At 35.6% G+C, this 12174-nt stretch carries 11 protein-coding genes; 9 read left to right on the top strand and 2 right to left on the bottom strand.

The features are described 5' to 3' along the window. Positions 1-468: a DUF6323 family protein gene (locus MKY30_RS19590; protein WP_341085151.1), complete on the bottom strand. Its 468-nt coding sequence runs from the start codon at positions 466-468 to the stop codon at positions 1-3. Between the two features lie 243 nt (positions 469-711). Here MKY30_RS19590 and MKY30_RS19585 point away from each other — a divergent pair, with 243 nt between their 5' ends. The 5 genes from MKY30_RS19585 to MKY30_RS19565 all read left to right on the top strand — a co-directional run bounded on the left by MKY30_RS19585 (position 712) and on the right by MKY30_RS19565 (position 6022). Beyond that, positions 712-1713, top strand: a complete 1002-nt coding sequence (locus tag MKY30_RS19585; RefSeq protein WP_341085150.1) for an ROK family protein — start codon at positions 712-714, stop codon at positions 1711-1713. A gap of 91 nt (positions 1714-1804) precedes the next feature. After that, entirely contained in the window at positions 1805-3019 is a 1215-nt protein-coding gene (locus tag MKY30_RS19580; RefSeq protein ID WP_341085149.1) for an MFS transporter, read from the top strand. 69 nt (positions 3020-3088) lie between these two features. Continuing rightward, positions 3089-3895, top strand: a complete 807-nt coding sequence (locus MKY30_RS19575; RefSeq protein WP_341085148.1) for an HAD family hydrolase — start codon at positions 3089-3091, stop codon at positions 3893-3895. A gap of 355 nt (positions 3896-4250) precedes the next feature. Further along, positions 4251-4976 carry a response regulator transcription factor gene (locus tag MKY30_RS19570; RefSeq protein WP_341085147.1) on the top strand — a complete coding sequence of 242 codons (726 nt, stop codon included), beginning with the start codon at positions 4251-4253 and terminating at the stop codon, positions 4974-4976. Then, positions 4973-6022, top strand: coding sequence for a sensor histidine kinase (locus tag MKY30_RS19565; protein ID WP_341085146.1), 1050 nt, complete (start codon positions 4973-4975; stop codon positions 6020-6022). The genes MKY30_RS19570 and MKY30_RS19565 overlap by 4 nt, the downstream gene beginning before the upstream one ends. Positions 6023-6176: 154 nt before the next feature. Here the strand turns inward: MKY30_RS19565 and MKY30_RS19560 are convergent, their stop codons facing one another. After that, complete coding sequence (locus MKY30_RS19560; RefSeq protein ID WP_341085145.1) at positions 6177-7547, bottom strand: aminotransferase-like domain-containing protein; 1371 nt, start codon at positions 7545-7547, stop codon at positions 6177-6179. Positions 7548-7674: 127 nt separating this feature from the next. On the opposite strand from MKY30_RS19560, the gene MKY30_RS19555 reads away from it, so the two are divergent. The 4 genes from MKY30_RS19555 (at position 7675) to MKY30_RS19540 (ending at position 11839) form a co-directional block, all read left to right on the top strand. Then, on the top strand, positions 7675-8544 hold the full coding sequence (locus tag MKY30_RS19555; RefSeq protein ID WP_341085144.1) for a DMT family transporter: 870 nt from the start codon (positions 7675-7677) through the stop codon (positions 8542-8544). A gap of 986 nt (positions 8545-9530) precedes the next feature. After that, positions 9531-10277 (top strand): ABC transporter ATP-binding protein, encoded by a 747-nt coding sequence (locus MKY30_RS19550; RefSeq protein WP_341085143.1) that lies wholly within the window; start codon positions 9531-9533, stop codon positions 10275-10277. A 159-nt stretch (positions 10278-10436) separates the two neighbouring features. After that, complete coding sequence (locus tag MKY30_RS19545) at positions 10437-11087, top strand: hypothetical protein (protein WP_341085142.1); 651 nt, start codon at positions 10437-10439, stop codon at positions 11085-11087. Further along, on the top strand, positions 11084-11839 hold the full coding sequence (locus MKY30_RS19540) for a hypothetical protein (RefSeq protein WP_341085141.1): 756 nt from the start codon (positions 11084-11086) through the stop codon (positions 11837-11839). Before MKY30_RS19545 ends, MKY30_RS19540 begins: the two co-directional genes overlap by 4 nt. Positions 11840-12174: the final 335 nt, after the last annotated feature.

Below are 12174 nucleotides of genomic sequence, written 5' to 3'. Positions count from 1 at the left end.
TTATTTATCCCCCTTATATATAGAACAAGGAAGTGAAATATTCCGTCTGTAATCCTCTGCGAATTCTTCCATTTTACTTCTTAACAGTTCGATAGAGCCTGCACAAAGTCCGTTATAATAATCGTTCATCAGTTGAATAAGCTTTATATCCCCAATCTTATCCTCCGTTTCGTTTCTAAGATAATAAAAAATCTCCTGAAGTTCATTGAATGTATCTATATAATGCTCTTGAGTCATATAAGCGGAAGCAGAAAATACCTTAATTAACTCCTTTAGCACACCAATACTCATTTCAACTCTCGCATGGTCACACAGTACTTTATTTCTGGAGATCACCAGCGATTTTGCCTCATCCGGTGTTAAAAGCAACCCATGCTCTTTTGTTTTTTCATTTAAACCAACCAGCTCCATTACTGTATTGGAGTTCTGTGATAATTGGATGGAATGTAACATATCGGATAAATTCATGAGGTATCACCTTTCTTAAAAAGATATTTAGAACACAAAAAATAGGGTTCCCTTGGCCAAGGAAACCCTATTATATAATTAAAAATAATAAAAGTAAATTATAGCATAACTAAACTTTTTTGTCAAATGTTTAGTTTGGTATAAGTGTAGATTAGTTTATCGAGTATTTACAACTATTACCTCATCGTATACACTTATTAAAGGATCTTAATAAAGTAGGTTAATTAATAAGGAGGGGTTCAGTTGGGTGAAGAAAGTAACCTTATCAGACGCAAAAACTCTGAATTATTGAGAGCGCTGTTGTTTAGGAAAAGAAAAGCTATTAAAGCAGAAATGGTTAAAGAGACAGGTCTTAGTGTGGTTACTATTAACTCGTTGGTTAAAGAATTAGTGAAGGAAAATATTTTATTAGAGAACGCTTCTGTACAACAAAAAACAGGAAGACCGGCTGCTGAGTATATTTTTAATTATGACAAATCATATTACCTTCTCATCTCTATCCAAGAAAAAAAGAGTCATGAGAGGAAAAGAAGATTAGAAATAATAGTTAAAATAGTAAATTTGGACGGCGTTGAAATAGTTTCTGAAGTTGTTGAATTCTCGGATAACATGGAAGATCTCTTGGGCGTTATTGAAAAATATATTCTTAGAGAATACGAAATTGAAAGCATAGGGCTGGCACTGCCAGGGAAAATATTTGAAGGTGTTATTACATCAAGCTGGGAAAGTGTATTTGACTGCTGGAATATTGAGGAAGAGCTGAAAAGAATTACAGATATTCCTATAAAAATTCAAAATGATGCTCATATCATGACGATGGGATTTTGTGTGGAACATCATCTTATAGGTGAAAGTGTTGTAGGAATATTTTATCCGGAAAAAAGCATGCCAGGTGTAACTATACTTTCAAATGGTGTACTTATAGAGGGGCAAAAAGGGTTAGCGGGTGAAACAAAATATCTTCCGATGCTGATGGATAAGGCTGCCCCAGATACGGATATAGAATTGGCAAACAACCTTTCAGAAATAGTTGCTATCTATAATGCTGTTATAGCACCAAGCATTTTCGTGATTTCCTCTGAAAATATAGACGAAAAAATCATAAGGAAGCAAATTGAAATGAATACTTATCTATCCAGGCAGCCGAACAGTCCTGTTATATATTTTGACCGGAATTTCCAACAAAGTATGACGGTAGGTTTAAGGCGGCTGGTTACTAAAGATACGATTTATAAAATTTGTTAGGCTGTGGTGCATTTCAAATACTTGAAAGAGATGACGAATAAATAGTCGTTTCTAATCTTTTTCAAACAATAAAAATAAAGGGAGAAGGAATATGGCAATATATCTTTTACTAATCATCTATTTAGCTTTTATCAGTTTAGGTTTACCTGATTCGTTATTGGGGGCAGCATGGCCAGTGATTCAATCAGATCTTGGTGCGCCGATTGAAACAGGCGGAATTCTGTTTATGCTGATTGCATCTGGTACGATTATCTCCAGTTTAGTTAGTGGTAAGCTTCTTAAATTGTTCGGTACCGGTAAAGTAACCTTTGTTAGTGTTCTTATGACTGCCGTGGCTTTATTAGGGTTTTATTTTGCCCCTTCAGTTATTTGGTTAATTATCTGTACCATTCCTCTCGGTTTGGGAGCCGGAGCTGTGGATGCAGGATTAAATGACTATGTAGCAATGCATTATAAGGCACATCATATGAGCTGGCTGCATTGCTTTTGGGGAGTAGGTGCATCACTTGGCCCTATGATAATGGCTCTATTTATTTCCGCAGACAATTCCTGGAGAATTGGGTATCTCGTCATTGCAGGTATTCAGTTTGCGCTGGTTCTGATTCTATTCTTTTCCTTACCTTTATGGAGTAAAGTAAACCAAAACAGTAATAACAGTGTACAAGAGCAAAATGAAGATGAAATCTATCAACCGGAAGATGACGCTGTTAAAAAGTTGAAACCAACCCAAATTAAAGGGGTTAAACTGGCGCTTATCTCTTTCTTATTTTATTGTGGTGTTGAAGCAACAGTGAATCTCTGGGGGAGCAGTTTCCTGGTAGGTGTTAAAGGATTAGATGCAGCAACTGCAGCTGGGTGGGTTTCCATGTATTTTGCGGGAATAACAATTGGCAGATTAATAACGGGTTTTATTACCTTTAAAATAACTAATCGCACCTTGATTAGAGCAGGTCAGATGACAGCACTAATAGGAGCTATTATCCTGATACTTCCATTGCCGGACCTTTTCTCACTGGCTGGATTTATTATTATTGGGCTTGGCTTAGCTCCAATATTTCCGTGTATGCTGCATGAAACGCCAGCACGTTTTGGGAAAAAGCATTCTCAGACAATAATGGGTTATCAGATGGCTGTGGCTTATACAGGCACTACATTTATACCGCCTGTTATTGGTTTTGTTGCATCACATACAACACTGGGAGTCTTCTCAATTTGTCTTCTTATTTTTATTACAGCAATGTTTCTGAGTTCGGAGAAATTGAACAGCTTGTTGAAAAAGAAACCATTATTGGAAACACAGAAATAAAAATTTAAAAAATGATTAATCAAATTCTGGATATAAATATATTTATTTGAAGCGGCAGGAGGAAATCATATGATTAAATTAATATTAACGGATATGGATGGTACATTCTTGAATAATAGTGGTGATTTTAATCGGGGATTGTACATAGAGGTTAAAAAGATAATGAAGGAAAAAGGAGTTATATTTGCACCTGTTACCGGAAAGCAATGCGAACGTGTTGAGGCATTATTTGGAGACGATTCAAATGATTTATGGATTCTGGGTGACAGCGCAACACGAATCAAGCATCAAGGTAAATTTGTTTATGAATCATTGCTAAGCAATAAATTAGGACTGAAAATTATTCACTTACTTGAGGAAATCAGCTTAGAACATACGATTATCGCTTGTACAAAAGAAGTGGCGATTGTTAAACAAAACCTTTCACCGGATGAAATGAATATTGTCAAAGGGTCATATACGCAGATTAAGCAAGTTGCCGATTTTAATGAAATAAAGGATGATTTTATTAAGATAACAGTTCATGATCCATTCTTAAATTGTTTTGAGACGAAAGAAAAACTATCACCGTTTTTTGAGTCAGCTTACATTGTTGCTTCGGAAGCAGCTTGGATTGATATTGCAAATGCTAATGTTCATAAGGGTACTACCGTTGAACATTTACAGCATTTATTAAATACGACCCCAGAAGAAACGATGGCGTTTGGTGATGGCTATAATGATTTAGAGCTGATGGCCCGTGCTAAATATAGCTTTGCGGTCCGTAATGCAGTGCAGGAATTAAAAGATGCTGCAAATTACATCACTCGTTCCAACGAAGAAGATGCTGTAATGAAGACCATTATTCAAATGTTATCTCTGCAGAAGAACAATTAATAAAATACGATTGATCTTTACTATCATCCCAGCTGGATTCACTCGAATACTCCAGTTGGGTTTCTTTTTGCGAATCTTAACAATGTAATCTATTTGTTATCTCTTGTTTATTATTTCAAATGCAGCAGTTTATTTTTAACAGCTACACTTAGCAATATATCGATAAAACAACAGAAAGGAAATAATAAAATGGCTGCTGAAACATGATTAGAAACACATAAACTGACGAAATCATTTCAAGGAAATACAATCATTTATCGTCATTTTTTACATAGGCAGTCTTATGTTTATCAAAAAAGAAGGATGTGTTGTTATAATAATTAATATTTAGGACGGGATTAGGAGGGACTGCAATATGAGGAATAAGAAGGTTTTGGTCGTTGATGATGAGCTGGAGATCGCTGAATTGATCAAAGATTATTTGGAGGAGGAACAATACGATGTGGAGATTAGTACAGACGGGGCAGAATGTCTTTTGACCTTTCGTGAATATCAGCCGCATCTGATTGTATTGGATATTATGCTTCCCGGATTAGATGGAATGGAAGTGTGCCGGAAGATAAGGTCGGAATCAGCTGTCCCCATAATTATGCTTAGTGCAAAAAAATCAGAGATAGATAAAGTTTTAGGATTGGGATTAGGTGCAGATGATTATGTGGTAAAACCATTCAGCCCAAGAGAGGTTGTTGCTCGTGTAAAGGCACAATTAAGAAGATACGATCAATTTTCAGCGTCTGAAAAAAAGGAAATCACATCATCAAAATATAAAGAAGAAATCTTAACCTTTAAAAATATAGAGATTAATATAAATGCCTATACAGTCAAAGTGAATGCAAAACACATAGAACTGACAACAAAGGAATTTGAAGTACTGCGGTTTTTAGCTGTGAAGGCCAACAGGGTTCTGACCCGCCAGCAAATTTATGACCACGTGTGGGGAATCAATGAGTATGGTGATTTAAACACCGTAACCATCCATATTAAAAAAATTCGTCAAAAGATAGAAGAAGATGCAGCCGCACCTAAATGGATCCAGACTGTCTGGGGTGTGGGCTATAAATTTGTTGGAGCTGAACAATGAGACTGGGGGTAAGAGGGAAGCTGATTCTGTCATTTTCATCGATGCTGGTGCTGCCGATAGTGGTCGCGCTGCTTTCTGGAGTTAATTCAAGCAATAGTATTTCCTTTAGAGTGCTTCTTCCAATTTTGCTGGCTTTGCTTATCCCTTTCATTATCGGAGCTCTGATTACTGGGTGGGTTATTTCCCGGAATATTTTAAAGCCTCTAGGTGAATTAGGAGATGCAACGAGAAATATCCGGGAAGGAAATCTAGATTTTGCTGTTTCCTATCGGGAAAATGATGAGATAGGTGATTTATCACGTGCTTTTGATGAGATGAAGGACCAGTTAAAAGAATTACGAGAAAAACAAGCTGCTCACGAAAAAGCACAGAAAGAGTTGATTGCCAGTATTTCACATGATTTACGCACGCCGATGTCATCGATTAAAGGTTATGTAGAAGGTTTGCAGGATGGAGTTATACATGACGAAAACCGATTTCAACGCTATATTTCAGTAATTAAAAATAAAACGGAAAATCTGGATCACTTAATTGAAACGCTTTTCCAATATTCGCAGTTAGATATAAGAAATACAGAAGAAAGCTTTTCTGTTTGGAATTCAAAAGAGCTGCTGGAAACAATCATTCGTCCAATAAGGATGGAGTTTATCAATGAAGCGATACAGTTAGAAGTTATAAATCCTTTTCCGGAGGTTGAACTGTTTGTTAATGCAAATGAGCTTGCGCAAGTTTTTGATAATTTAGTAAGCAATGCTAAAAGGTACGCTGGTGAAGAAGGGGTTATTACAATTAGAGTGAACATGGTGGAACAGGAACTAAAAATCTCTGTAGCAGACAACGGAGCTGGTATCGCACAAGAAGATTTGCCGTTTGTGTTTGATCAGTTTTATCGTACAGAAAAATCCCGTTCAAGAAATTTTGGGGGCGCAGGACTTGGATTAGCTATCTGTAAGAAGATTATTGATAAACATGGCGGTGAGATTTGGGTAGAGAGCGAATTGAGTATGGGTACTTCTTTTTATTTTACGATTCCGATTTCACTTTAGATGGATATATGTGTGAACTGTAATGCAATGCACGGAAAGATAATGCTTGTAATAAATATTCGAACATCATTCATGTACTTCGAAAACCCAGCTGTTTTTTCAGTTGGGTTTTCAATTCTTGCCAAAATAAAAAATGTGATTTTTTGAATAACAATTAAGGAATCATTATATTATCAGTAATACGGTTCAATCTTTTTCGGTTCTGTTTTATTACTTTCGAGATGATTTCGATTCCTTTTTCTATTTTATTTTCCTCAATTTTTGAAATGCATATTCTTATTGCATTGTCCCTATTAAAATCATCTAAGTACATATTTGAGCAATCTTTAACGTGCACACTTTTTTCTTTCAGTATATTTGTTATATATGTCGCCTTGATATTGTCCGGTAAGTAAATACAAATAAAAAAACCATTATTGGGTTTGCTGTATTTAATAGAATCATCAAAATATGTTTTGCATGCTTCAAGCAGAATATCTAATTTGTTTTTATATAACTTCTTTATTTTTTCAATATGAGTATGGAACATACCGCTCTTAAGGTATATTTCAAAAGCTCCTTGTGAGATAGCCGGACTATTAAAGTCAGATGTGAATTTATATTTAATAAACTCACTTTTCATTCTATCAGGTACTACGATTGAAGCTATCCTCATCCCTGGCAGAAAAACCTTTGAAAAGCTTTTTATATAAATAACTCTATTTGTGTCATCGAAGCTATAAAAAGGATCCGCTTTCGTGTCTAAATCTAATTCACTTAAAAAATCATCTTCAACTAAGTAAACATCATATTTTTGAATCAAAGCGAGAATTCTTTTTTTATCTTCATTCGAGTAACTGAAGCCGGAGGGATTTTGAAATCTGGTCATGACATAAAATAATTTGATATCATGATTTTTTAAAATATGTTCCAGTTTTTCTAAGTCAATACTATTTTTCGAAACATCTATCCCGTAGATATTGTAATTGGTATTTTTGATTGATTCTAACGCGCCATAATATGTCGGCTGTTCAATAAGAATATTATTTCTTTTATTAGGGAAGGGCATGTTTACAGCTAAATTAATTGCTTGTTGAGCTCCGGTAGTTATGAATAGATTATCCGCATCTGCGAAAACTTGGAAGTCTTGCAGATATTTTTGTATTTCACATCTTAGACTATAAATACCTTCGAAAGGGGAGTATGAGAATATTTCATTTTTATATATGTCTATTGCCTGATTGATACAATGTTGAAAGTCTTTATACGGCATGGCGTTTAAATCAGGGCTTGCCGATAAAAAATCAAAAACTTCAAGGTTATCTTCCTCGCGTTCCATGCTTTCGACTACATAGTATCCGCTTTTGTTAACAGAGTATATGTAATGTTTATCCTCCAATTCTTGATAAGCTCTAATAATGGTGCTTTTATTGCAGGAAAAGTCTTTTGCCATTGCTCTAATAGAAGGTAGTTTATCACTTGGTTTTAATTTCTCCTCTTTAATCAAACTTATGACATAACGAACCACTTTTTCAAATTTATTCATTAAAATACCTCCCAAGCTTCAATTTGTACCGGTACACATTGCGAGAATTCTTCTTTTGTGAGGATTGTAATTATATTAATATGTTATATGTACCGGTACAATAAATCAATGAAAAGGAGCAGTATTTATGGATAAGTGTAATCATTTATCGGGTTTTGTTTGGGGGATGCTTGGTGTGTTATGTTTTAGCCTGACATTACCCGCAACGAATGTAGCAGTTCAATATTTTAATTCTACATTTGTTGGACTTGGCAGAACAATACCTGCCTCTTTATTGGCTGTCTTGTTTTTGATAATCAATAAACAACCTGTACCGACTAAGAAACAATTTAGAGATCTTTTTATTATCGCGTTTGGGGCAGTTTTTATTTTTCCGTTGTTAACAACCTATGCCATGGTAGATTTACCGGTATCCCACGGAGCGGTTGAACTGGCATTGCTGCCACTGGCTACGGCATTTTTTGCGATGATCATAGCGAATGAAAGGCCAGCTATTAAATTTTGGGTTGTTAGTTCAATTGCCTCTTTATCTGTGATTATATATGCTTTCACTTTAGGATTAGGTACTATTCATTTGGCGGATATGGTGTTGATTGTATCTGTCATTATATTGGGGCTGAGTTATGCAATGGGAGCTAAATTATCTAAAGAAATTGGCAGCTGGCAAACGATAGCTTGGTCTGTCATTATTGGAGCTCCCTTATTTTTAATGCCTGTCATTCATTCTGTTAATGCAGAAGAAATCTTTACTGCACCTATAACAGGCTGGGTAAGCTTTATTTATTTAGCAGTAATCAGTCAATTTTTAGCGTATGTATTTTGGTATAAAGGTTTGTCTGTCGGGGGGATTTCCAAAGTAAGTCAATTGCAATATTTACAACCTTTTTTAATGATCACATTCTCTGTTTTATTTCTTCATGAAGCATTTAATTTATATACCATCTTCATCGCTGCAGTAACCGTTACTTGTGTGATTATTGGTAAAAATACAGCATGATGCAAAGAGGGGTGAATGATTATAAAGGAAAGTAATGTTAAAGTTTAATATATTTATATTAATCAGCGGTTGGAGTTTGTATTTCCAGCCGCTTTTTTAATTTATTATTTACGGAGAGACTTTGTTATACTGCTATCTATAAACAAAGAGCAAAAAACATACGGAAGAGAGATTTATGTATCAAATACGTTCTTCTAATATTAATAAGCTAAAAAGCAATACGTATCAAGAAAACCTATCGAATGATGGTATTATTATCAGGGTTTTTTCTAATCATTTCCACCGAGACTCCTCCTCGGATTTGGTCAGCTTCTAATTTCAATAAGTGAATCCTTCTTTTTGCAGTATATGAAAATTCAACTTGTTCGTTTTCAAAGAAAGTATGATCATAAAGGAGATTTTTGCTGTCTCTCCACTCTAATGTGAGAGATCCTTCTTCTGCAGAAACATCATAATAAACAGTTATTATTTCATTTTTTAACGCGAAAGTGATAATATTCAACTCCATGAAATTTTATAGGTAATGTCCAGCTTATTTCCAAAACGTTTATATACATATTTTTTCTGTGATACAAATATAATTCTTGCATTTTTCAAGAGGAAACAGGCTATGAGTCCTAGAATTGCAAGTTGAAAAATATTGTTAATGTTTTCCCGTATGTTAAAAAGTTCCCTTCTGCTTATTTTCTGGAATAGAAAGTTCCTTTTTATGAATAGATATTAAACCCTAATCAAGCAGATGAAGATAGGGGGCGTTGCTAAAAAATCTGTTAACCGATCAGCAGTTACTTATAATCCAAACGGCAAATATTTTTCCAATCTATTATCTAACTTCTTCTGCATTTAAACATATCAATTAATTTATCAAAAGTTAATCTATTTGTTAATCAATATTTATCAATTCAAATGTAGCAGTTTATTTTTCACTACTATACTGATGAAGTACATGAAAATAAATAGGGACATAAAGAAAGGAAGGGATGTACTTGCAGAGAAAAAATAACAGTACAAAAACAAAAGCAATTACAATCAATAATGTAACGAAACGATACGGCGGGAAAACAGCCGTTGAAAATGTCTCTTTCACAGCACAGCCAGGACGGATTACTGGGTTTTTGGGACCCAACGGAGCGGGGAAATCAAGTACACTTCGCATTTTACTTGGTCTTGATAATGCTACCAGTGGAACAGCGCTTATTGAAGGAAAAGCATTTATTGAACACCGTCAGCCTTTACGAACGGTTGGGGCAATGTTAGATGGTGCTGCGGCAGTACCGGAGCGCCGTGGAATCGATCACCTTAAATGGATTGCTGAATCAAATCGTATTCCAAAAGAAAGAATAGTCGAAGTGCTGGAAATGGTGGGACTGTCTCATGCGGCAAAAACAAGAGTAAAAAAGTATTCTCTTGGGATGAAACAGCGTCTTGGTTTAGCTGCTGCGCTACTAGGAAAGCCTCGAATCCTTATACTCGATGAGCCTGTAAATGGATTAGATCCTGAAGGAATTCGGAGTGTGCGAAGACTTCTGCAAGACTATGCACGAAATGGAAATACGGTTTTACTCTCCAGTCACTTAATGGACGAAACGTCAAAAATAGTCGATGACATTGTTATCATCAATAAAGGAAAAATTATTGATTCAGGTACGCTTGAAGATGTGGTTGCAGATTATGAATCCCTAGAGGAAGCTTTTTTTGCCTTAACAGGTATCAAAAGCGGGGAAAGCTGGTGATGAGCATGGGAGCAACGATACGATCTGAATTCACAAAAATAATTTCATTGCGCAGTGTTTGGATTATCACGTTCATCTTATTGGCTGTCGGTCTTTTTTTTTCATTACTTAAGTGTGGGCGGTTTTTTAGAAAAACTAACATCCATAGATGAGAACGGCATGCACTATTATTTTGAAACACCTGTCAATGCAGAATTGGACTTTTATTCCACAATAGGTGCAGCCATATTTAATCCTGGAATCCTGTTTCCATTACTTGGTGCAACTATTGCAGGAGCAGAATTCCGAACAGGTCAATTAGGGGTGAGTTTACTTGCGGTGCCTTCCCGAACTGAAATGGTCATTAGTAAGATCATTGCGACGACTCTTTATACAGTAGGTATTGGAATTGTTTATGCCATCATGTCACTGGTTACAGCATATCTTATGGTTAAAGATTGGCAGCCTGATCTTTTATGGTCACCTGGAGTATTTCTTCAAATTTCAGGAGGTATCTTTTTTCTTGTTGCGATTACCTTGATTACTTTAGGCTTCACGCTTATTACTCGGCGAACTCTTTTGGGTATTTTGATCATGGGAGGATTTATTGGTTTGACCATGTCTCAAGCTCTTGCCTTAATTTCACCGGCTGTGGACGCATGGACACCAATAAGTGCAGCTCGTAATTTTATATTGCAAGAACCACAATTGCCTGATTTAGGTCCACCGTTTAGTTCAAGTAATCTAATGGGAGGTATGGTGTTAATGCTGTGGCTTATCGGCATATTAATCCTTTCACTCATTCTATTGAAGCGGAGGGATGCTCGATGAAGAAATCAGTTTCTGAGCAACCTGCCATTCCGTTTTTGAATGTAGTCCGCTCTGAATTTATGAAAATTATCTCTCATCCAACAATCGTACTATTTATTATTATCACTGCGATTTTGAATATTGGACTCGCTATATTGGATACAAGTGGTCTCGTTTTTTATACAGCAAATGGTATGCCTCCTTCTACGGTGGCAGACTTTGGTATTGTTATGTTTGCTCCTATATACGCATTTCTTATTCTGCCTGTGTATGCAGCAAGCAGTGAATATCAGGGCGGCCAGAATCGTATGACATTAATAGCTGTCCCAAATCGACAACGATTAATAAATGGAAAAGTAACTGCAGTTGTACTGGCGGTATTATGCGGCATATTGGTAACTGTCATCCCGGCACGATTGATGATTAATATCTTTTCGGATACAGGTATGAGTCACAAATTGATTGATCTCACATGCTGGGCAGCGGTCTACTTGCTCATGTCTATCATTGCTTTTAGCATTGCAGGTATAACACGCAGCGCCATCGTACCGCTTTCCATTTTAATTATGATTCCTATATTTGTTGCAACTGGTATTTTACAATGGCCGGATGGATTACGATTTCTACCGGATCAAGCGAGTATGAGTCTGCTCGGAACACCTGCTTATGAAGTTACTGAGCTTCCGCCATGGGTTGCTTTTTTTACGCTTTTAGCATGGGCATTGGTATGTACAATAGCTTATTGGTTATCATTTCTGCGGAGGGACAGTTGAGAATTAGAGAAGAGGGGATTAGTTAGAAGCAGCAGATAACCTTACAGTAATTTCTATAAATATAAACTATTCGCATCTTGTTGATTAAAAGCAGGATGCGAATTATTTAAGTTATGACATCGTCCGTATTGTACATTCTGTCCTCACCTGTTTATAAAATCTCATTAAACACCCAAAATACAAGTTCAATTTTAAATTTACTATAATAGAAAGAGTAATTATTTAAATAATTACTCTTTCATTTGAGAACTGAATTGAATTTTTAAATCAGATTAATTATTACACTATGATATAGTAGTACTTATGAACATTTAAATTATAAATTTATCATATTT

The organism is Oceanobacillus sp. FSL W8-0428, assembly GCF_038004405.1.
GTDB classification, from domain to species: domain Bacteria; phylum Bacillota; class Bacilli; order Bacillales; family Amphibacillaceae; genus Oceanobacillus; species Oceanobacillus sojae.
This window is presented reverse-complemented; position numbering and strand designations above follow the sequence as displayed.